The sequence below is a fragment of the Corynebacterium sp. HMSC076G08 genome (genome assembly GCF_001811515.1).
GTDB classification, from domain to species: Bacteria; Actinomycetota; Actinomycetes; order Mycobacteriales; family Mycobacteriaceae; genus Corynebacterium; species Corynebacterium hiratae.
Window position 1 is genome coordinate 25,919 of the sequence record NZ_KV805011.1, and the last position, 20,147, is coordinate 46,065.

Annotated in this window: 19 protein-coding genes; 7 read left to right on the plus strand and 12 right to left on the minus strand. The window is 62.3% G+C overall.

Annotated features, from left to right (window positions below; translation table 11 throughout):
* The first annotated feature begins 6 nt into the window (after positions 1-6).
* Complete coding sequence (locus HMPREF2806_RS01945; protein WP_070515904.1) at positions 7-1,167, plus strand: DUF6882 domain-containing protein; 1,161 nt, start codon at positions 7-9, stop codon at positions 1,165-1,167.
* A 28-nt stretch (positions 1,168-1,195) separates the two neighbouring features.
* On the opposite strand, the gene HMPREF2806_RS01950 is transcribed toward HMPREF2806_RS01945, so the two are convergent.
* Positions 1,196-2,230 (minus strand): enoyl-CoA hydratase/isomerase family protein, encoded by a 1,035-nt coding sequence (locus HMPREF2806_RS01950; protein WP_070515905.1) that lies wholly within the window; start codon positions 2,228-2,230, stop codon positions 1,196-1,198.
* Between the two features lie 97 nt (positions 2,231-2,327).
* On the opposite strand from HMPREF2806_RS01950, the gene HMPREF2806_RS01955 reads away from it, so the two are divergent.
* Positions 2,328-3,125 (plus strand): HAD-IIB family hydrolase, encoded by a 798-nt coding sequence (locus tag HMPREF2806_RS01955; protein WP_232745227.1) that lies wholly within the window; start codon positions 2,328-2,330, stop codon positions 3,123-3,125.
* 194 nt (positions 3,126-3,319) lie between these two features.
* Positions 3,320-5,575, plus strand: coding sequence for an acyltransferase family protein (locus HMPREF2806_RS01960; RefSeq protein ID WP_255365987.1), 2,256 nt, complete (start codon positions 3,320-3,322; stop codon positions 5,573-5,575).
* Positions 5,576-5,790: 215 nt separating this feature from the next.
* Here HMPREF2806_RS01960 and HMPREF2806_RS01965 read toward each other — a convergent pair whose 3' ends face one another.
* On the minus strand, positions 5,791-6,111 hold the full coding sequence (locus HMPREF2806_RS01965) for a putative quinol monooxygenase (protein WP_070515906.1): 321 nt from the start codon (positions 6,109-6,111) through the stop codon (positions 5,791-5,793).
* Positions 6,112-6,218: 107 nt separating this feature from the next.
* Entirely contained in the window at positions 6,219-6,809 is a 591-nt protein-coding gene (locus HMPREF2806_RS01970; protein WP_070515907.1) for a hypothetical protein, read from the minus strand.
* 170 nt (positions 6,810-6,979) lie between these two features.
* Here HMPREF2806_RS01970 and HMPREF2806_RS01975 point away from each other — a divergent pair, with 170 nt between their 5' ends.
* Positions 6,980-7,894 carry an AEC family transporter gene (locus HMPREF2806_RS01975; protein ID WP_070515908.1) on the plus strand — a complete coding sequence of 305 codons (915 nt, stop codon included), beginning with the start codon at positions 6,980-6,982 and terminating at the stop codon, positions 7,892-7,894.
* A gap of 8 nt (positions 7,895-7,902) precedes the next feature.
* Here HMPREF2806_RS01975 and HMPREF2806_RS01980 read toward each other — a convergent pair whose 3' ends face one another.
* Positions 7,903-9,738 (minus strand): ABC-F family ATP-binding cassette domain-containing protein, encoded by a 1,836-nt coding sequence (locus tag HMPREF2806_RS01980; RefSeq protein ID WP_070515910.1) that lies wholly within the window; start codon positions 9,736-9,738, stop codon positions 7,903-7,905.
* A gap of 91 nt (positions 9,739-9,829) precedes the next feature.
* On the opposite strand from HMPREF2806_RS01980, the gene HMPREF2806_RS01985 reads away from it, so the two are divergent.
* Positions 9,830-11,140: an NHL repeat-containing protein gene (locus tag HMPREF2806_RS01985; protein WP_070510391.1), complete on the plus strand. Its 1,311-nt coding sequence runs from the start codon at positions 9,830-9,832 to the stop codon at positions 11,138-11,140.
* A 24-nt stretch (positions 11,141-11,164) separates the two neighbouring features.
* Here HMPREF2806_RS01985 and HMPREF2806_RS01990 read toward each other — a convergent pair whose 3' ends face one another.
* The 4 genes from HMPREF2806_RS01990 to HMPREF2806_RS02005 all read right to left on the minus strand — a co-directional run bounded on the left by HMPREF2806_RS01990 (position 11,165) and on the right by HMPREF2806_RS02005 (position 15,194).
* Positions 11,165-12,103, minus strand: a complete 939-nt coding sequence (locus HMPREF2806_RS01990; protein ID WP_070515912.1) for a 4-(cytidine 5'-diphospho)-2-C-methyl-D-erythritol kinase — start codon at positions 12,101-12,103, stop codon at positions 11,165-11,167.
* Complete coding sequence (gene rsmA / locus HMPREF2806_RS01995) at positions 12,100-12,942, minus strand: 16S rRNA (adenine(1518)-N(6)/adenine(1519)-N(6))-dimethyltransferase RsmA (protein WP_070515914.1); 843 nt, start codon at positions 12,940-12,942, stop codon at positions 12,100-12,102. The genes HMPREF2806_RS01990 and rsmA overlap by 4 nt, the downstream gene beginning before the upstream one ends.
* 33 nt (positions 12,943-12,975) lie before the next feature.
* On the minus strand, positions 12,976-14,124 hold the full coding sequence (locus tag HMPREF2806_RS02000; RefSeq protein WP_070515916.1) for a resuscitation-promoting factor: 1,149 nt from the start codon (positions 14,122-14,124) through the stop codon (positions 12,976-12,978).
* A gap of 245 nt (positions 14,125-14,369) precedes the next feature.
* Complete coding sequence (locus HMPREF2806_RS02005) at positions 14,370-15,194, minus strand: TatD family hydrolase (RefSeq protein ID WP_046646942.1); 825 nt, start codon at positions 15,192-15,194, stop codon at positions 14,370-14,372.
* Between the two features lie 24 nt (positions 15,195-15,218).
* Here HMPREF2806_RS02005 and HMPREF2806_RS02010 point away from each other — a divergent pair, with 24 nt between their 5' ends.
* Both HMPREF2806_RS02010 and HMPREF2806_RS02015 read left to right on the plus strand, forming a co-directional pair.
* Entirely contained in the window at positions 15,219-15,713 is a 495-nt protein-coding gene (locus tag HMPREF2806_RS02010; protein ID WP_080975046.1) for a GNAT family N-acetyltransferase, read from the plus strand.
* Positions 15,714-15,721: 8 nt separating this feature from the next.
* The gene (locus tag HMPREF2806_RS02015; RefSeq protein ID WP_046646944.1) at positions 15,722-16,225 is read left to right on the plus strand and encodes a GNAT family N-acetyltransferase; all 504 of its coding nucleotides are present in this window, start codon (positions 15,722-15,724) and stop codon (positions 16,223-16,225) included.
* A 182-nt stretch (positions 16,226-16,407) separates the two neighbouring features.
* Here the strand turns inward: HMPREF2806_RS02015 and HMPREF2806_RS02020 are convergent, their stop codons facing one another.
* The 4 genes from HMPREF2806_RS02020 to metG all read right to left on the minus strand — a co-directional run bounded on the left by HMPREF2806_RS02020 (position 16,408) and on the right by metG (position 20,116).
* Complete coding sequence (locus HMPREF2806_RS02020) at positions 16,408-16,668, minus strand: HigA family addiction module antitoxin (RefSeq protein ID WP_046646945.1); 261 nt, start codon at positions 16,666-16,668, stop codon at positions 16,408-16,410.
* Positions 16,669-16,702: 34 nt separating this feature from the next.
* A complete protein-coding gene (locus tag HMPREF2806_RS02025) occupies positions 16,703-16,984 on the minus strand; it encodes a type II toxin-antitoxin system RelE/ParE family toxin (RefSeq protein WP_046646946.1) in 282 nt (93 codons plus the stop codon).
* Between the two features lie 101 nt (positions 16,985-17,085).
* Positions 17,086-18,279 carry an MFS transporter gene (locus tag HMPREF2806_RS02030; protein ID WP_070515918.1) on the minus strand — a complete coding sequence of 398 codons (1,194 nt, stop codon included), beginning with the start codon at positions 18,277-18,279 and terminating at the stop codon, positions 17,086-17,088.
* 4 nt (positions 18,280-18,283) lie between these two features.
* Entirely contained in the window at positions 18,284-20,116 is a 1,833-nt protein-coding gene (gene metG / locus HMPREF2806_RS02035) for a methionine--tRNA ligase (protein WP_070515920.1), read from the minus strand.
* Positions 20,117-20,147 lie beyond the last annotated feature (31 nt).

Consider the following 20,147-nt stretch of genomic DNA (forward strand, 5'->3'; position numbering starts at 1 on the left):
AGACCCATGGATTCAGCCCAGAACCTGTACTCCGCTGGCGCCTTTATCCAAGCCGGCATCGACGCCACGTTTGCCTCACGCCTAGGCGTCGTTCGCGACGTCGAGGTGAATTTCATTCCCACCGATTCCGCATCAGCAACCTCGGAGGAAGGGCAGCCAGACCTGGATCAGCGCGCCGTCGTGCGTTTTAGCACTGATTCCGGGGTCTATGATTTCGATGGACTGCGTCTTGCCACCATCCACAACGGGGAGCTGCGCTGGGCCACCGGCATGGCAGAGCACGCACCGCAGCCGGAATTCCACGGGCCACAACCTGACTCTGCCCTGCTGCGCGGCTTGGCACGACGGCTGGTGGGCGACCGGCCTGTTGTCCGCGTCCCACAGGGCGATGGCGAAGCATTGGTCGCCGTCGATTTCGCGGAGATTAACCCGGATCCCCGGGTGAGCATCCTGGCCGGAATTGAGCACTCAGGGGACGTCGCCGGTGGCGTCGACGAGCGCCTAGCCACCGCCGAGTTGTCCTCCTACCTGGGCATTCCGCAGAGCCACGCGGAAAATCTCGCGCTTTTCCACGGCTCCCGGATCGTAGCTCTCCCCCAGGCCCCGGGCCGCGCTGGGCTCAGCGCGCGCGAGGTGTTGGCCGACGCCCACTTCCTCGCCACCGAGCACAACTTCTTCTTAGAGGCCCGCTTCCCCAACCTGTGGGCGGACCTTGATCCCGATACGTCGCGGACCGTGGTGAACTCCGATTATGGCTCGCTGACAGTGCCCGCGCATCTCATTGCCACCATCGACGCCTCCACGAACACCTTTTCATGGGCCTGGGCAGACGAGCTATCCGGTTCCATGTCCGCCAAAGCAGCGGCGAACCTGCACCGCTTCGGGTATGACCATGCAATTCCCGAGCTGATTCGGGCCCGCGTAGCAATCGATGAGGCGCGCTCGTTGCGCTTGCCGCAGCTGGCCATGCCTGTTTTGGGACTGTGGACTTTGCTGCCGGTGCAGCTTCCCGACGGCCGCCAGGGCCTCGCGCTGTCCGACGCCCCCGCGTTCCGCCTCCCCGCACCGACTCCGGCGGCCACGCAAGCCACCCTCAACGTTGCGGTGCCGGCAGGCGTGGACGAGCAGCGGGCGCGCGCTGCCTACCACCGGGCGCGTCCCCTCTAAGTGCGCGCAAAGCGCCGGGGTGAAAGCTCTAGGAGTTCAGCACAGCGCGGAATTCTTCGACGTCGACCTCATCCGTGGTGGCCGGGTTAAACGCTGCGTCCTGAGTCTTGTCCACTAGTACCGCGCGCACACCTTCGGAAAAGTCGGGACGGCGGTACATGTGCATGCCCAGCTTGAGTTCCAAAAGAAGGGCCTCGCGGATGTCGTCGACACCGGCCTCTGCCTCATAAAGCTCATTAGCCGCGATAATGGCGGCTGGGCACGCCCCTGCCATGAGGCGGCGGACCTCACCGGCAATGAGCGGGCGCTGATCCAACTCGGCGGAGATTTCCTCCCACGTTGGCAGGGCAAACGTCTCCTCCAGGTCCTTGGCCACCTGCTCCAGCGGGGCGGGCTCTTCGGGCGCGGGCAGGGCGAGGTCCTCCAGCGCAGAATCAATACCGCGCTCGATGGCGGCCTCAATCAGCTCTTGTGCATCCTTGACAACGTGGGTTGCCACGCCAGTCCACAACATGTCTGCGGCATACATGCGGTATCCACTAAGACCCCAGAACTTGGCCAAGCCCGGTGAGGCGATACCGCGGGTGCCCACCATGCGCTGGGCCGCATAGGCCACACCGACGTCGGTAACGTATCCGATGTTCATCTCCGGCATCGAGGCGAAGGCCTTTTCTGTCACCACGCGATGCGAGCCGTGCAGGGAAATGCCCAATCCACCACCCATAACGACACCGTCGATGACGGCGATATAGGGCTTTGGAAACTCGGCGATATCACCGTTGGTGAGGTACTCGCTGGCGAAGAAGGCATCGACCTCCTCCAGCTTGCCTTCCGCGATTCCCTCCCGCGCGTGACGCACATCGCCGCCCGCGCAAAATGCCTTAGGGCTATTGGAGTAAATCAGGACCTGCTCAATCTCATCGTCCTGCGCCCACGTTTCGAGGGAGCGGCGGATGATATCGATCATGTCCGGGGTCAACGAGTTCAGGGCCTTCGGCCGATTGAGTTCGAGGACTCCGGTATGGTTGCGGACGGAAACGAGTACTGGATCAGTCGTAGTCATGCGCACCAGTGTTCCATATCACACATGTTTCAGCCACCTGTTTTTGAGGCTGGTTTTAACATCGACCCCTGCTTCTAAACCCAACCTTCAGATTGGTGTGAATTTCTTGCTCCCACAGCTTGTTGCTCTTGACATGGACGGCACCCTCCTCGATGCCCACGGTCAGCTGCCCGCAGACTTTTCAGAGCTTGAGGAGCTAGCCACCGCCCGCGGCTGCGAGCTGGTTCCGGCCTCAGGACGCCAGCTGGCCACCCTACAGGACATGTTCCCGAAGGGCGGCACATTCATTGCCGAGAACGGCTCGGTGATTTTGCGCGGCAGCGAGATCATCGCCACCTTCCCGCTGCAGGAAGAAACCGTGCGCGCAGCGCGCGAGGCCGCAGCCGCCATCAGCGAGGCGCAGACCGTCGTTCTATGTTCTCCGGAGACCGCCTACGTGGCGCGGGATGTCACGCAGGCAGCACGCGCGGAGATTTCCAAGTATTACAAGGCGGTCACGTGGGTCGACGACTTAGACGACGTCCCCAATAGCGACATCATCAAGATCGCCATCTTCTGCGAATCCGGTTCCGAGGCTCACCTCTACGAGCCGATTCGTCGTGCCGTACCGGAGGACAACGTGGCGGTATCGGGCAAGGTCTGGCTCGATGTCATGGCCCGCGGCGTGGATAAAGGCGCAGCCTTGCTCAAGCTCGCTGAACTTGCCAACGTTCCAATCACCGCCACCGTGGCCTTCGGTGACTACCTCAATGACCTCGAAATGCTGCGCGCCGCTGGGACGGCTATCGCCATGGACAACGCGCATCCGAAGCTGAAGGAAATAGCGGATATTATCGCGCCTGCCAATACCGACAATGGTGTGAGCACGGTGCTGCGCCAGCTTCTGCGCACCTAACACGCTCCCAGGAAACCTTCCCGATTCTCTGCCACCACCCGAGTAGGATTACCCCGGTTCCCTAGACCCCCGATCCCTTACGTGTGGAGTGTTCAGTGAAGAAGTTCCTGCGATCCCCTGGGCCCCGTGTCCCTCGTCGGGCCACGGACACCTCCCTTGAGCTGGACCCGGGGTCCCTCCCCAAGGCAACCGCTGTGCGCAAGGCCAAGCTGCACAAAGCCCGCGAGGCCGCCGAGGAAACCCCCTCGCCGCGCCGCCGCTCGCTCCCGCGCGCTACGCGGCCACAGCGTATTCAATCTACCCGGCCGCAGTGCGACGAACAGCCCCGTCCGGCTCAGCCTGTCGAGCGGATCGCCAAGGCCGCTTCGCAGCCCCCAGCTCAATCCACACCCGCCGAGAGTTCCCCCGAACCACGGCCTGAGAATGAGATATCGCGCGCCTTGGCGCGGCGCTCGCAGCCCGTCGGCACACCGACGAGCAAGCAGCTCAAAGCACCACGCCGCTCCCGCGAGCAGCGCCAAACCGCGCGACAGGACAACGCGAAGGGCGCTGACACTCCAGCGGTGCCGAAGGAATCTGCCACCGTCACGCGCCAGCGTCGCGCGCGCCTGCGCCCGGTACCGGGCCTGGATGGGCTGCGCGGTCTCGCGGTCTTGGCTGTCGTGCTCTACCACTTCTTCGGGGATCTGCTCCCCGGCGGATACCTCGGCGTGGATATGTTCTTTGTTCTCTCCGGCTTCCTCATTACCTCGCTGCTCGTGCGCGAATTCGCCGTGAGCGGACGCATCAGCCTCACCGACTTCTGGGTCCGGCGCTTCCGGCGTATCCTTCCGGCTGCGCTCGTCGTCTTATGCCTGTGCACGGCCCTCGTCGCGATAATCGGCGGGGACCTCGCCGTGGGGATCCGGGAACAATTCTTGGGTACCTTCTTCTTCGTCAACAACTGGACCCAAATCGCCACCAGCCAGACCTATTTTGCGCCCAATGAGGTGCAAGTCTTCGCCCACTACTGGTCCCTGGCCGTTGAGGAGCAGTTCTACCTCCTATGGCCCCTGCTCATGTTTGGCGCTTTTGCTCTGTCGCGGCGCCAGCCCAAGCGCCTGCCCATCGCGCTTTCTCTCGCCCTCGCTGTCGCCTCCGCTGCTGCGATGGCGCTGCTGTTCACTCCGGGCGAAGACCCCACACGAGTTTATTACGGCACCGATACCCATGCCTTCGGCCTCCTCATCGGTGCGCTTTTATCCCTTCTTCTCACCTCGACGTCGAAGGAGGCGGAGGCGGACTCGTGGGCGTCGACAAGCACGGGTGCTCTCGCCGGGACCGTCGGAGCCCTCGCCCTGGTTGGTTACCTGGCGCAGCTGGTGTGGATGGGCGCGGACCTTGAGTTCACCTACCACGGCGGCCTGGTCCTCACCAGCCTCCTCGGCGCGGCAATGATCTGGGGCGTGGTGCGTGAGACCGGACCGCTGACATGGCTCTTCCGCACCCGGTTGATGCGGTGGCTGGGCCAGCGCTCCTTCTCGCTCTACCTGTGGCATTGGCCGGTGGTGATGATCCTCCGCGAGCTGTCTGATGCCCCGGCGTGGCTGCTGGGACTACTCGCGCTTCCCGTGTCCTTCCTGTTGGCTGAGGTGACGTATCAGTTCGTGGAAAACCCCTTCCGCCGCGCCGGATATGTCGCCACGTGGCGCATCTATTGGGCTTCGCGCCCCACGGTGGCCGAGATGAAAGACGGTTTCGGCAAGGCCATGTGGCCCGCCGTGCCCGCCATGGTGATCCTCTCGGCGCTGGGCGTGGCCTATGGGCTGGTCACGTCACAGGACCAGACCGAGCTCGAGCGAGAATTGGAGCGCATGTCCCATGCCAATGAGCAGGCCGCCGCATCGGCCCCAGCAACGCCGACAGAAACCACGAAGCCGAAGGAGAAGCGGGCGCTACCTGTGGGCACGGAGATCAATGCGGTGGGTGATTCGGTCATGCTCGCCGCCTCCGAAGCTCTCAACGAGCGTTTCCCGGGGATTCTCATCGACGCGGAGGTGTCCCGCCAGTATGCCGAGGCGATTGCGGAAATCCGGCAGCTGAAGGAGTCCGGGCAGCTACGCTCCACCGTCTTTGTGGGGCTGGGCACGAACGGACCGGCGGCAGACGGCGAGATAGACGAGCTCCTCACCATTCTCGGTTCCGATCGCACGGTCATCCTCGTCGTGCCCTACGGCGAGCGCGACTGGATGGGGCAGGCGCGCGCAGAGATTATCGAGGCTGCAAAGGAGCACGACAACGTCTACGTGGCCGACTGGTGCGGCAGGGCCCAAGAGAACCCGTCGCTGCTGTACGACGACGGCGTGCACCCACAGGCCGAGGGCGCAGCGCTGTATGTGCAGGCGCTTCCCGACGCCCTCGAGCAGTACGCCAACGGGGACAAGTCCACCACCACGGCCTGCTCGCTCTAACCAATCGGGGCAGTGCGCTAGAAGCCCTGCCCAAGTTGACAAAGTTCTGGCCAGATCTTGAATCAGAGGCTCTAACTTTGGCAACTCGGGCGGTTGCCGCGGTGTCTCCCTAGGGTCTGGACACATAGAAAAGAAGGCCGAGGGGCTCACCCCTCGGCCGTTCTCACGTTGCCGATGCTTGCGCGCTTCCGTATTACTGAAAGCTGCTCACTCTCCTATACGGAGAATTCACTCATCTTATCCCAATTTGTCTTTCCATCGATGTGAGTGTTGATGATGTCCGGCGTCTCCACCAGGTACTTCGGGAGCTCCTCGCAGGAGCGCTTGAAGTGCTCGGTGTTGACGTGGTCAACGTCGGTGCCGTCCTTGTAGGACTCGAGGAGCAGGAAGCGCTGCTTGTCTTCCGGATCGCGGAACCACTTGAAATCGATACAGCCGGGCTCAGCCTGGCAGGCCTTGGTGTACCAGTCGATCTCGTCGAGGAAGGTCTCGGCATACTCGGGCTTGACGTGGAACTGTACGTTGATCAAAATCATGGGCCCCACTGTAACCTTCTCCACGAAAACGTGCAGAAGGCCCCGCCAATGGCTGAACTGAGCTAGCCCAATTCCAGCAGGGCCTTAAAAAGAGCCTCTCGGGAGGATTATTTGTTGAAGAAGTACTCCGCCACATAGACGTAGGTTCCGTCAAAAGCTTGGGCGACGCCGAAGCCGGTGCCATCCGTCTTGGTCACGGGCACGTCGCGGTTGAGCCAGTCCACGCGCTCCTTGGCCTCAGATTCGGTGAGCTTGTAAATGTTGCCGCTGCCCTCCTCCAGGTGGGTCAGCCCATCGCCTGCATTGTCGTGGAAGGTGACCTTGCCAGCTGCTGCCTGGTTTGCCCACTCCTGCGCGATGTTCTTGGCGTTGGCATCCTCGTGGTGGCCCTGCTTGAGCAGGTGGGCGTGGGTAGCACCAACGAGTTCGCCGGCGACGGCCGGGGTCGGCTTCTTAATGAAGCCCGGCAACTGGACGTTAAACTGCTTCGCCAGGTCATAGGCCTGCGCAGGCAGCTCGATCTCTAAAGAGTTGACCTGCTCAACGGCCTGGGAAGACAGCTGGTTTACGTCCTGCAGCTGTGCGGAAGAGGAGTTAACCGGGGCGGCCTGGGCACCGGACACCGACAGAGCAGTGGTGAGGGTAGCTGCCACGGCGGCGGTGGCGGACATGCGGGAAACACGACGGAAAGAATTCATGCCTTCCACCGTGCCACAAAAATGCTTCGGCGGAAAAAGACTTCCCGCTCATGTGGGATTTTCGATACCACTTTGTTATCACTTGCCGGTGGCTGCATGCCGACATGGAAGAATAGCCAAGGCTGGCTTTAGTATGGATTTTTTAACGAGTATCCGAAAGGTGATCACTGTTGCTGGACGTCTTAACCGGTTTCGCCATCATTTTTGTGGTTATCGGCGTGGGCTTCATCATGGCTCGGCGCGGCGTTATCGGCGAAGGTGAGGCGCGCCTGCAGTTCAATCGCACGGCGTTCTGGGCGGCGACCCCAGCGCTGATCTTTTCCAGCGTGGCCACCTCTGATACTGCGGCCTTTGCCTCGCCGGTTGTCGCCGTCATCGCGATAGCTTCGGTCGCCACGATGGCCTTGTATTGGGTGCTGAGCGCGTTATTCTTCCGGCGCAGTGGAGCGGAAACCATGGCCGGCGCAGCCGCAGCCAGCTACTACAACTCTGTGAACATCGGGCTGCCGATCGCCACCTATGTCATCGGTGATGCCACTTTTGTGGTGCCCGCGCTGGTGCTGCAAATGGCAGTCCTCTCGCCCTTCATCATTGCCGGCCTCAACGCCCAGGGAACAAGCCTGCGTTCGATTTTAAGTTCCGTGGTCTCAGGGTTGACAGCCCCAGTGGTCATCGCGGCGATCGCCGGCTTCATCGTGTCCGCCGCAGGCTGGCACGTCCCCGACGTCATTATGGCTCCGCTCGAGATCCTTGGTGGTGCCTCCATCCCGATGATCCTGATGAGCTTTGGCGCCTCACTCACCGGTGACGGGCTGTTAGCCGTTGACCGCCTGCCGACGATTACCGCCACGGTTCTCAAGCTCATTGCTATGCCGGCGATTGCGCTGGCGGCCGGCTTGGCGTTGGGGCTGAGCGGCAACGAGCTCTACGCAGCGCTGATCTTGGCCGCGCTTCCGACCGCACAGAACGTCTACAACTATGCCGCGACCTACCAGTCGGGAGAAACGGTGGCGCGCGATACGGTCTTCCTCACCACCTTCCTCTCGCTGCCGGCGATGCTGGGCATCGCGGCTCTCTTCGGGTAGGGCTGGGCCTACCCCTCGAGCTTCTCCCCCAACTCCAGCCATTCCATTTCTAGCTCTTCGCGCTCAGAGGCAATGCCCTTGAGCTCGGAGTCGAGCTTCGCCAGCTCACCACTGTCTCCCTCACCGGAGGACATCTTCTCTGCAGCCACCGCCATCTTTTCATTCAGCTGCGCCGTCTTATCGTCGAGCTTGCCCATCTTGCGCTCCAGCGCATTCATCTTCTTGGTCAGCTCGCGCTCCTCCTGGGAGCTCAACCGCTTGACCGGGGCGGCGTCCGCGCTCTGCTCGTCAGAGTTCTTGGAAGCTTCTCCTAAATCAAGGACGCCGCGCGCAGTGGCGGCCTCCATCTCCTGGCGGCGGCGCAGGTATTCCTCGATTCCGCCCGGCAGGTTGGTGAGCTTGCCATCCCCAAACAGCGCATAGGTGTTATCCGCGATGCGCTCGATGAGGTAGCGGTCGTGCGAGATGACCACCAAGGTGCCCGGCCAAGAGTCCAGCAAGGACTCCAGTTCCTGGAGAGTATCGATGTCGAGATCGTTCGTGGGCTCGTCGAGAAGCAGCACGTTTGGCTCCGCCATAAGCACGCGGGTCAGCTGCAGACGGCGGCGCTCACCGCCGGAGAGGTCGCCGACCGGCGTGCGTTGGCGCTTGGCGGAAAAGCCCAGGCGCTCGGCCAGCTGGGAGGCAGAAAGCTCTTTCTTGCCCAGGTGGACGTAGGTGGCAACGTCTTCGACGGCGTCGAGAAGCCGGCGCTCCGGATCCAGATCATCGAGCTCCTGGCGCAGCCAGCCCAGGCGCACCGTCTTGCCCTCGATGCGCTTGCCGGCGGCAAGCTCGACTTCACCAGCAAGGGCGCGCAGCAGCGTGGTCTTGCCCGAACCGTTAACACCAACGAGGCCGATGCGCTCGCCCGGCGCCAAGCGCCAGGTGAGGTGATCCACGAGCGTGCGACCGTCCGGGGTTGTGACCTTTGCGTCCTCGAGCTCAATGACGACTCGTCCCTGGCGCTGCTTGGAAAAGGCCATGAGTTCGACCTTGTCGCGCGGTGCGGGGACGTCGGCGATGAGGGCCTCGGCCGCCTCGATGCGGTAGCGCGGCTTCGAGGTACGCGCTGGCGCTCCGCGACGCAGCCACGCCAGCTCCTTGCGGGCCAAGTTCTGGCGGCGCTGCTCGATGGCATCGGCTTGGCGGGCGCGCTCGGCGCGGGCGAAGGTCCAGTCGTTATAGCCACCCTCGTAGGCATCGACGACACCGTCGTGCACCTCCCAGGTAGTGGTGGCCACGGTGTCGAGAAACCAGCGATCGTGCGTGACGACGACGACCGCTAGCTTGCGCGAAAGCAGGTGGCTGGCCAGCCATTGCACACCTTCGACGTCGAGGTGGTTGGTCGGCTCATCGAGCACCACGATGTCGAGGTCTTGAACGAGTGCGGCAGCCAGGTTGACGCGGCGGCGCTCACCACCGGAGAGCGAGCCCACAGGGGTGTCTAGCCCTAGGTCAACAATGCCGAGGCCGCCGAGGACATCGCGCACCTTCGCGTTGGATGCCCACTCGAAAGTCTCCAAGCCCAACGGCTCAATGATGGCTTGGGCGATGGTGAGCGATTCTTCTAATTCAAAGCGCTGGGTCACCACCGCCATGCGCAATTCCGAGTTGTGGGACACGCGGCCCGAGTCTGGGGATTCGATACCGGTGAGAACTTCCAGCAGCGTCGTTTTGCCGCCGCCGTTGACGCCGACGATGCCGATGCGATCACCGGTTTGCACGCCGAGGGAGACCCCGTCCAGCAGGGTCTTAAGCCCAAAGGACTTGGTTACGTTTTCAAGGTTAATGAGGTTCGCCATATCGAGTGTTCATCTTAGTGCCTCGGCGCGGTTACCCCCGCACCATTACCTTTATTGCTATTGATTTTCACTTCCAATACTCTGGCGCACTATGAAAAAAGAACGTCTCGCCCTGTGCGCCGCACTTTCCGCCACGATCCTCACCATGTCCGCTTGCTCCTCCCCTGACAGCGAGGAATCCACGTCGCCCTCCAGCGCTGAAGCCTCCCACGCGCATGCCGAGCACGACGATGACCATGATGGGGAGCACAGCCATGACGGCTTCGAAGCCGCGGAAGGTGAGACTGAGGTAGCTGAGCTGCCAAACCGTATCCTTCTTTCCCACAAAAACGGCCTCACCACGCTCGACGGCGAAACCGGTGAGGTCATCGAAAGCGAAGATCTGAAAGCATTCCTCCGTCTAAGCGATGCCGGCGATAACCGCCACATCATGGTGACCAAGGGCGATAGCTTCCTCACCTTCGACACGGGGCGCATCACCAAGCCCCACGGCGACCACAAGCACTACTACGCGGCGCAGCCGCAGCTTCTCAGCGCAGCCATCGACGCACCGCACGCCGGTCACGTGGTTCACCACGACGGCTTTACCGCGCTCTTCTCCGACGGCGATGGTGTGGCACGGATTTACAAGACCGAGGACATCGGCAAGGAAGACGCCAAGCCCGTCAACACCGTCGAGACAGGCGCTGCGCACCACGGTGTGGCCGTCCCGCTGAAAGACGGCTCCGTGGTCACCACGAAGGGCACGGAAGACGAGCGCCACACCATCCAGCACCTCGACAAGTCCGGCAAGGTCCTTGCGGAAACCACTGAGTGTCCTGGCGTCCACGGCGAAGCTGCCGCCGGCAACGGTTCCCTTTTCTTCGGCTGCGAGGATGGGCCCGTCGTCTTCGACGGCACCGAATTCCACAAGATCGACGTCTCCGCTTACGCGGGCAAGGACGGATACCAGCGCTCCGGCAATTCTGCGGGTTCGGAGGAATCCAACATCATCTTGGCAGACAACAAGACCGACAAGGATGTCGACTTCGAGCGTCCCACCTCAGTGACCCTCATCAATACGGAGGACTACTCTGCCAAGAAGGTTGAACTGGGCGAATCCTATTGGTTCCGCTCGTTGGCCCGCGGTCCCCTGGGCGAGGCCTTAGTCCTCACGACCGACGGCAAGCTCAACGTCATTGACCCGGATTCCGGCGAGGTAACAAAGAAGATTGACGCTATCTCCCCGTGGAAGGAAAACGAGGAGTGGCAGCAGCCGGGTCCGATCCTCAAGGCGGCAAACGGCTATGCCTACGTCACCGATGCGAACAAGCAAGAACTGGTGGTCCTTGACCTCCTCGGTGACCAGGAGCCGCAGCGCTACAAGCTCGACTTCAAGCCCGTGGAGATGGCCGTCCTCTAAGGACCGCTACCTACAGCGCTGGCGCTAGACCAGCGTTGCTCCGGTTGCGGGGCCTGCGGTCACCAGGCCACGGGTTCCGCGGTTATCGGCGCAGACCTGGGCCACCACTTCCTGTGCGGTCTCCTCGTCCTCGCAGAGGAAGGCACAGGTAGGCCCAGACCCGGAAACGATGCCCTTGAGGGCGCCGGCGGCCTCACCGGTGTCGAGAATCTTGCGTAAGTCCGGACGCAAAGAGAGTGCTGCCGGCTGGAGGTCATTGTGCATCACCGCGGCAAGCTCGTGGGGGTTGCCGCCGACGAGGGCTTGGCCCACGGCTTCCGTGTCCAAGTGTGGTGTGCTTCCACGGCCGGCAGCGCGCAGCTCATCCAGCTTGCGGAAGACAGTGGGTGTGGACAAACCCTCCGCATTGGTGATAATCGCCCAGATATAGCGCCCGCGCGAGAGCATCGGGGTCAAGAGTTCGCCGCGCCCGCGCCCCAAGGCGGTGCCGCCCATGAGGGTAAAAGGCACGTCGGAGCCCAGTTCCGCGGCGAGTTCGTAGAGCTTCTCCATGCTGAGGGCTTCACGGCCGAATTCGGTGCTCAAAGCTTGGTTGGCCAAAAGCAAGGCGGCCGCGGCATCAGCGGAGCCACCGGCCATGCCCCCGGCGGCGGGGATGTTCTTTTCCATCGTGAGCGTGCCGGCAGCTGGCAACATGAGGTTGTGAGCCACCAGCTCTACCGCGCGCCACGCCAGATTCTCGGTTGACGCCGGCACACCCTTCGCGTGGTTGCCGGTGACCACCACGCTGCTTTCCTCGCCCCAGCGGTAGCTCACGCGGTCATGTACGTCGAGGGCCTGAAACACGGTGGCCAGCTCATGGAAGCCATCCGCGCGGGCCTCCCCCACCCCCAGGTGCAGGTTGACCTTGGCATGGGCGCGCGCCTGCCAGATCTGCGGGGAGTCGTCTCCTGTCCTACTCATGAGGCTTCCGCCAATCGGACGAAGTCCTCCACGCCCAGCTTCTCACCGCGCAGGCGCGGATCGATATCCGCCGCGCGCAGCGCTTCCTCGGCTGCTGCGGCGGAACCATAGAAACCTGCCAGGGCGGCGCGAAGTGTCTTGCGGCGTTGGGCAAAGGCGGCGTCGATCAGCGCGAACAGACGCGGGCGCAGTGTCTCGTCGAAGGGGCGGGTGCAGTCGATGCGCACCAACCCTGACTCAATCTTAGGTGCCGGCCAAAACACGTTCTTGCCAATCGTGCCGGCCTGGCGAACCGGTCCATAGAAGGATGCTTTCACGCTGGGGATGCCATAGACCTTGCTGCCTGGCGCGGCGGCGAGGCGCTCAGCTACTTCCAGCTGCACCATGACCAAGACGCGGCGAATGGACGGGTAGACCTCCAGCAGGTGGAGCAGCACCGGCACCGCCACGTTGTAGGGCAAGTTGGCTACCAGGGCGGTCGGCTCCCCCAACTCCCCTGCCTCAACGGTGAGTGCGTCCTTCTCCACCACGGTGAGGCGATCCGCAAAGTTGGCTGCCCGCGCCGCCACGGTATCTGGGAGCTTGCCTGCCAGCCGCGGGTCAATCTCCACGGCCGTCACGTGCTCGACCTCACCCAGTAGTCCCAAGGTCAGCGAACCCAAACCAGGGCCGACCTCCACCACGCGGTCCTGCGGTTGCAGGTCCGCGGCAGCCACGATGCGCCGGATGGTGTTGGGATCATGCAAAAAGTTCTGGCCCAGCTTCTTTGTCGGCGTCACGTCGAGCTCAGCGGCGAGCTCGCGGATCTCCACCGGGCCCAGCAGGTGGGGTTGTGTCATGTCATCCAGACTAATACGCGCGACGCTGAAGCTTTAGCGCAGGCCGAGCTTCGAGGTGCAGGCGGGCCATGCACCCCAGCCCTGCGCGGCCTGAACCTTCTGGGCCACCGCAATCTGCTGCTCGCGGGAGGCCTGCCAGGCTTGTGGGGCGTACTCGGTGCCGCCGAAAGCAGCCCAGGTCGACGGGGTGAACTGCAGGCCGCCGGAGAAACCATTACCGGTGTTGATGGACCAGTTACCGGTGGCCTCACACTGTGCCAAGGCATCCCATACGGAGCCCTCAGCAACGGCCGGTGCGGTGGACTTCGGCTTGGTACCGCGCGCGATGACTGCGGCGACGGCCTCGGTGCGCACGTCTTCCTTGATGATGTCGTTGGACTCTTCCGTACCGTTGACCTTCACAATCTTGCGGGTCACGGTGCGCGAACCTGGGGTTCCCTCCTCGCGGACTTCCTCGGTGCCTTCTTCCAGCTCCGGGTCATCAACGTAGGTAGCTGGTGCGTCGAAGTCCTCCGTCTTCTCCTCTTCCGAGATGTCCACACGGTCCACGGTGATGGCCGTGCCGGCCTTGACGGGAGTGTCGAGGTCCGGCGACACACGGTCATCCTTGCCCACGGTGATACCGCGGGCTTCCAGTACGTCCTCCACGGTCTTAGCCGCAACGCTGGCGTAGGACACAGAGCCACCGTCAGAGAGCTTAATGATCTTCGGGGATACCACCTCAAGGTTCATTCCCTCAGTCAGAACCTCATCATCCTCGACGGTCTTGGAACCGGAGGTGATAGCAGCGCCTGGGACGATGCCGTCGAGTCCGCCCAGCAGGTCAGACACAGTGAGGTCAGTGGAGGACATCTTCGTCTCCACGCCATCGATGGTCACCGCAACCGGCTTGGCGGTACGAACGGTAATGGAGTCACCATCGGAGACCTGCTCAGACAGCGCCGGGTAGACAACGTCCTCCCCGCCAACGCTCACACCTGCGGCCTCGAGGGCCGCGTTAACATCACCGGCGAAGGTAGCCAGCTGGGTGGTCTCACCGTTGATGTCGAGCGTGATGTCCTTCTGAGAACCGACGGCAACGACACCACCCACAGCCAACGTGCCGAGCACACCGCCGGTGGCCATGCGCAGGGGCAGGGAGCGGGAGTTGTTGATTCGCTTGATCTGCTTCTTCGGGGACATAAACCTTTACTCGTCTCTGCGTTGCTTCGTGCCCAGAGAGGCCTTTGCACTCTCCTCAGCACCTGACGTGGCGTGCGAATGCACGCCAGCCGGCAACATCAAGGCCGGACTAACTTTGGATAACGATACGGTAACAGAGCGTAACGATCGAGACGTTCTCACACGCCGCCACCACTGGCAACACACTCGTCACACCAAACACGTGCGCCACCGTTGAGCAGCACCTTTGCTTTGAGTGAAGATCATCACACTCCGAAGACCTCGGCGAAGGTTTCAGCCACCTCTGCGGCCAAGTCCTCCACTTCTTGGCCGCGCGCCTGCGCCACGCAGCGGTACGTATGACCAATCAACGAAGGTTCATTACGCGCACCACGGAAGGGCTCCGGGGTCATGTACGGCGCGTCCGTCTCAATGAGCAGCTGCCCGGCTGGCGCGAGCGCTGCGGCTTGGCGCATCTCCTCGTTGCGCTTGAACGTCACGTTGCCGGCGAAGGACAAAACGTAGCCACGCTCCAGAGCCTCCTTGGCCACATCAAGTGGCGAGGAGAAACAGTGCAGCATGACCTTCGGCGCCTCAGCGCACTCCCCCAGCACGCGCATGAGATCCTCATCGGCCTCGCGGTTGTGGATCATCAGCGTCTTGCCCACCTTCGCTGCCAACTCGGCGTGCCAGTGAAGCGCTTCCTCCTGGACGTCAAGCGGCGCAGTTCGTTCCGGCTCATGATAAATCCAGTAGGTATCCAGACCCGTTTCCCCGATGGCCACGCAGCGCGGGTCCGCAGCCATTTCGCTCAGGCGCGCACGGGCGGCCTCGTCGAGTTCATGCGCCTTGGTGGGATGAATAGCGCAGGCCGCGTACACGTTGTCGAATTCCTGCGCCGCGGCCAAAGCCTTCTCCGCCTCCGCTAGGCCATCGCCCACGGTGACGATGCGCTCAACACCTGCGGCACGGGCACGCTCAACGAGGTCGGCGTCAGCGTCGCGGCAAGAGGCGAGGTGCGTGTGGGCGTCGATAAGCTGGCTCAAACCTTCGGCGGGAACGGGCATGGGGCGTGGCTTCTTCTTAGACATGGCTGCGAGTGTAGTCTTGCGCGCATGATAATCCGTGAAGCGACGGACGCCGACGTCCCCGCAATGACCGCCACCTTAAACTGGGCCATCCGGGAGACCCACTTCATCTTTCGCAGCGAACCCGCCACAGTGGAAGAGCGCACCGAGTATCTCCACCAGCTGCGCCGCGAAGCCTGTCCTTGTTTCGTGGCTTTCGATGACGATGGCGCGTACTTGGGCTGGGCACTCTACCGCCCCTACCGCGATCCTAAGGTGTGGCTGGGCTGCTACGAGACGACGATCTACGTTGATCCCACCGCCCACGGCCGCGGGGTAGGCACGCGCTTGCTCGATGCAGTCGTTCAGCATGCCCGCGAGGCGGAGCAGGTCCATACGCTGCTGGCACTCATCGTGGCGGACAACGTCGCATCCATCAAGTTGCATGAGAAGTTCGGCTTTGCCACTGTAGGAACGTTAAAAGAAGTCAGCCGCAAAGCTGGGCGCTGGATAGACCTCACCCACTTGCAACTCATGGTTTAAGGAACATCATGCACGTACGTCCCGCAGAGCTTGCCGACGCCCCCGCAATCGCCGCCATCTATAATGCCGCCTCCGCCGCGAAGCCGGCCACCAACCTAGTCACGTGGCAGGAGTCCGTCGAGGACCGCGAAAAGTGGCTCGCACAGATGGAGGAGGAAGGTTTTCCCGTCTATGTGGCGGTGGACGATGACGAAATCATTGGCTGGGCCGCCTACTTCCAGTTTGTCACCCCAGCTATCTACTACGGCACGGCGGAGGATTCCATCTATATTGCGGAGTCCGCACGGGGCAAGGGCGTGGGCAGCGAGCTCATGGACACGCTCATGGACCACGCGAAGGAAAATGACTACGTGGAGACGATGATTACCTACATCGTGGACACCAACGAGTCCTCCATTGCCCTGCACAAGAAGTTCGGGTTCGTGGAAACCGGCCGCATGCCCAATATCCACACCAAGGACGGCGTGCGCCTCGGGCTGGTGCACCTGCAGCGCGACTTCGACCGCTCCTAAAGCGGTTTGATGGCCACTAACTCAGGGAGGCGCGTGCCAGCCGCCCCACCACCAGTGACGGCACTGCCATTGTTGCCAAAGATCTGGCCAGATCCCGCGGCGAGGCGAGAAACTTTGGCAACAACGGCGACTTCGGCTTGAGCAACTCACCCTGCGCTACGCGGTCACAGACGGCAAACGCGTTAAGCCGGCGCTGCCTGAAGCGGCACAATATCGTCCAGCTCGGCAAGAATTTTGTCCTCTGCGACATCCAAGTCGTAATGGGTCTGCAACCCCAGCCAGAACTGTGGGGACATTCCAAAAAACTTGGCAAGGCGAAGAGCCGTATCGGCGGTAATAGCCCGCTTTCCGTGGACGATTTCGTTAATACGTCGAGGCGGGACCCCTATCGAAACAGCGAGCTTGTGCTGGGTAATCCCCATTTCCTTAAGAAAATCTTCCATCAGGATTTCACCTGGGTGCACTGGGGGGAGCTTTTTAGTGGTAGTCAACGATCTCAACCTCCTCTGGCCCTAAAGCGGTCCACCGGAAGCAGATCCGCCATTGGTCATTGATACGAATACTATATTGACCCCGCCGATCGCCCTTCAACGCTTCGAGCCTATTCCCCGGAGGAATCCGAAGCTCATCTAGCCTCTGCACATAGCCCAATTGCCTCAGTTTGCGAAGAGCTACCGAGTGAATACGTGAATCTATCGAGGACACCCTCTCTCGATTCCATAAGCGCTCTGTATCCCTATCCGCGAACGACTGAATCATAAATGCACCATACCCCCCATAACGCGACACGTCAATAACGCGAGGCGTTAACTCTAACTAACGCTGCAATACAAAAGTTACCGCAACTAAGGAGGACCCCGCTAGGCAGCGAGCTCGTCGTCAATGTAGACCCGCCTAGTCGCGCGCAAACCCGCCATCAGCATGCAGAGGCTGAGCACCATCAGCGCAATCAGCACGGCCGTCCAGTTACCGGTAGCGCCGCGCACAACGCCCACGAAAAGCGGCAACAGCCCCGCCAAGATGTAGCCGCCCGGCTGCACAAAACCGGAAAGTCGTGCGGTCGTCAGCGCACTCCGAGTGCGGGCGGTGAGCAATGCCAGAGCCAGTGGGAAGCACATACCGCCGATCCCCATCAGGCAGGCCCAGGCGAGCGGGGCGACGTCGGCAGCCACAAGGACCCCGCCCCAGCCAGCGCAGGTGCACAGCGCCAGCACAATCGGCACGAGTGTTAGGCGGTCCAAGCGAGAAATGAGCCAGGGCATGATCACGCCGCCGGCGATGTTAAAGACACCGATGACGGCAAGTGCCACACTGGCGGTATCCTCACTCACGCCCTTCTCTACCAGCATGCGCGGCAGCCAACCCATTTGGACATAGGCCATGGAGGACTGCAGCCCGAAGAAAAAGAGCATGGCCACTGCCGTGGGTGAAGTGTACATGGGCTTTGGCGCGCCGGCACCGTCGATCGCCCCGTGGGCGACGTCCTTGCCAGCCTGCGGCAGAACCACTATCCACGCCACTAGCTGTGCGATGGCCGGCAGGCACCAAATCCACAGCGCGCCTTGCCACGTGCTTTGCGTCACCGCGGACAGCGGGCCAAGGGCGCTGGATACGCCCAGCATCGTGGTGTAGGTGGTCATCAACGCCACCAGCGTGCGGCCAGAACCATGCTGCTTGATCCACGCGGGCAGCAGGATGTTCGCCAGTGCGATGCCGCCGACAACGCACAGGGTCAGGACAATAAACAGCGGGAAGCTGCTCACCCACGGACGCAGCGCCAGGCCCACCACTAGGGCCAGCGTGCCGCCGGCCAAGGTGCGGCTGAGCCCGCCCCGCCGAGCAATGGGCACGGCGGCCAAACCCATGGCCGCGAAGCACAGCCCCGGAAGTGCGGTAAGCAAACCCGCCTGGCCGGAGCTGATTTCAAAGAAATCTTGGATTTGACCCAGCACCGGCGCCACCGACGCGATGCCCGTCCGTAGGTTCAACGCGGTCAGGCAGACAACAACAAAGAGTAGGACGGGCGCCAGGGAGCGCCGAAACGCCGAGCCCACGCCTTTACTTCTGAACCGGGGCCCATTCCGGGCCGGTCTCACCAAGCTCCGGGTCGAGCTTAGCCACCAACGGCTTCGGCTTCTGCAGCGTTGTACCCGGCGTAATGTCGACACGCTTCCACGCAGCCTGCTGCGCCGCGTAGTCACCGGTGATGATCGGGTACGGGTGATTCTCCGGCGGGAGGTCCACGCCAACGAGCTCGACCGGCATATCATCCACCGCGTCTTCAATGCGCGGCTGTGCAGCCCAGAGGCCCTCGCGGCCCAGGGTCTCGTGCACCTTCTGTGCGGTGAAGGGCAGGAACGGGGTCAGCATCACGTTGCAGTCGGAGACCACCTGCAGTGCGGTCCACAGCACGGTGGCTAGACGCTCGCGCTGGGTTTCATCCTTGGCCAGCTTCCACGGCTCCATCGCCGCGACATAGGCATTGGCCTCGCCGACGACGTGCATGATGGCGGTCATGGCCTGCTTGAACTTGGACTGCTCGAGGAAATTCGCGGCGGTGGTGAAGGTCTCCTCCGCCAGTGCCAGGATGTCCTTGTCTGCCTGTTCCAACGCGGCCGGGGCCGGGACCTCGCCGAAGTTCTTGTGGGCCATCGACACGGTGCGGTTGACCAGGTTGCCCCAGCCGTTGGCAAGCTCGTTGTTAATGCGGCGCACGAACTCATCCCAAGTGAAGTCGGTGTCGTTGTTCTCCGGACCGGCCACGGCGATGAAGTAACGCAGTGCGTCCGGGCCAAACTCCGCAAGGAAGTCCTTGACGTAGATAACGACGCCCTTGGAGGAGGAGAACTTGGAGCCGGACATGGTCAGGTATTCCGAAGATACAATCTCCGTGGGCAGGTTGAGCTCACCGTAGGTGTGCAGCTCACCGCCCTTGGAGCCCTTGCCCGCGTAGCCCAAGAGCTCTGCTGGCCAGATCTGGGAGTGGAAGGTGATGTTGTCCTTGCCTTGGAAGTAGTAGTGGCGTGCCTGCGGGTTCTGCCAGTAGTCCTTCCAAGCCTCCGGGTTGCCGGTGCGGTGGGCCCACTCGATGGAGGAAGACAGGTAACCAATCACCGCATCGAACCACACGTAGAGCTTCTTCGCGCCGTTATCCTCCCAGCCTTCGACCGGAATGGGAATGCCCCAGTCGATATCACGGGTCATGGTGCGCGGGCGCATATCCTCCAACAGGTTGAGGGAGAATTTGAGGACGTTCGGGCGCCAGTCCTCGCGCGTCTTCAGCCACTCTTCGAGGACGTCCTTGACCGCAGGCAGGTCCAGCAGGAAGTGCTCGGTATCGATGAACTCCGGGGTTTCACCGTTGATCTTGGACACCGGGTTGATGAGATCTACCGGATCGAGTTGGTTGCCGCAGTTATCGCACTGGTCACCGCGCGCGCCGTCGGCGCCACACAGCGGACAGGTTCCCTCGATATAGCGGTCGGGCAAAGTGCGCCCTGTGGACGGCGAGATCGCGCCCTGGGTGGTCTCCTTAATCATGTAGCCGTTCTCGTACAGGCCCTTGAACAGCTCCTGCACCACCGCGTAGTGGTTGCGTGTGGTGGTGCGGGTAAAGAGGTCATAAGACAGGCCGAGCCCAGCCAGGTCGGTGACAATCTGGCGGTTGTAGCGATCCGCCAATTCACGAACCGTCACGCCTTCCTTATCCGCCTGCACGAGCAACGGGGTGCCATGCTCGTCAGTACCGGAAACCATGAGGACGTCGTTGCCACGCATTCGCTGGAAACGGGCGAACACGTCGGAAGGAACACCGAAACCCGCCACGTGTCCGATGTGGCGGGGTCCGTTGGCATAGGGCCAAGCAACATTAACGACAACTGTCTCAGTCATGGCCCCTACTCTATCGAACACCCCCTCACCG

What these genes read in the sequence shown, in the direction of transcription:
- rsmA (WP_070515914.1), bottom strand. Translation starts at nt 12,942, where the DNA reads ATGACACAACCCCACCTGCTGGGCCCGGTGGAGATCCGCGAGCTCGCC.
- HMPREF2806_RS01970 (WP_070515907.1), bottom strand. Translation starts at nt 6,809, where the DNA reads ATGAATTCTTTCCGTCGTGTTTCCCGCATGTCCGCCACCGCCGCCGTG.
- HMPREF2806_RS01985 (WP_070510391.1), top strand. Translation starts at nt 9,830, where the DNA reads ATGAAAAAAGAACGTCTCGCCCTGTGCGCCGCACTTTCCGCCACGATC.
- HMPREF2806_RS02020 (WP_046646945.1), bottom strand. Translation starts at nt 16,668, where the DNA reads ATGGAAGATTTTCTTAAGGAAATGGGGATTACCCAGCACAAGCTCGCT.
- HMPREF2806_RS02015 (WP_046646944.1), top strand. Translation starts at nt 15,722, where the DNA reads ATGCACGTACGTCCCGCAGAGCTTGCCGACGCCCCCGCAATCGCCGCC.
- HMPREF2806_RS02010 (WP_080975046.1), top strand. Translation starts at nt 15,219, where the DNA reads ATGATAATCCGTGAAGCGACGGACGCCGACGTCCCCGCAATGACCGCC.
- HMPREF2806_RS02000 (WP_070515916.1), bottom strand. Translation starts at nt 14,124, where the DNA reads ATGTCCCCGAAGAAGCAGATCAAGCGAATCAACAACTCCCGCTCCCTG.
- HMPREF2806_RS02025 (WP_046646946.1), bottom strand. Translation starts at nt 16,984, where the DNA reads ATGATTCAGTCGTTCGCGGATAGGGATACAGAGCGCTTATGGAATCGA.
- HMPREF2806_RS01990 (WP_070515912.1), bottom strand. Translation starts at nt 12,103, where the DNA reads ATGAGTAGGACAGGAGACGACTCCCCGCAGATCTGGCAGGCGCGCGCC.
- HMPREF2806_RS01965 (WP_070515906.1), bottom strand. Translation starts at nt 6,111, where the DNA reads ATGATTTTGATCAACGTACAGTTCCACGTCAAGCCCGAGTATGCCGAG.
- HMPREF2806_RS02005 (WP_046646942.1), bottom strand. Translation starts at nt 15,194, where the DNA reads ATGTCTAAGAAGAAGCCACGCCCCATGCCCGTTCCCGCCGAAGGTTTG.
- metG (WP_070515920.1), bottom strand. Translation starts at nt 20,116, where the DNA reads ATGACTGAGACAGTTGTCGTTAATGTTGCTTGGCCCTATGCCAACGGA.
- HMPREF2806_RS01980 (WP_070515910.1), bottom strand. Translation starts at nt 9,738, where the DNA reads ATGGCGAACCTCATTAACCTTGAAAACGTAACCAAGTCCTTTGGGCTT.
- HMPREF2806_RS01950 (WP_070515905.1), bottom strand. Translation starts at nt 2,230, where the DNA reads ATGACTACGACTGATCCAGTACTCGTTTCCGTCCGCAACCATACCGGA.
- HMPREF2806_RS01945 (WP_070515904.1), top strand. Translation starts at nt 7, where the DNA reads ATGGATTCAGCCCAGAACCTGTACTCCGCTGGCGCCTTTATCCAAGCC.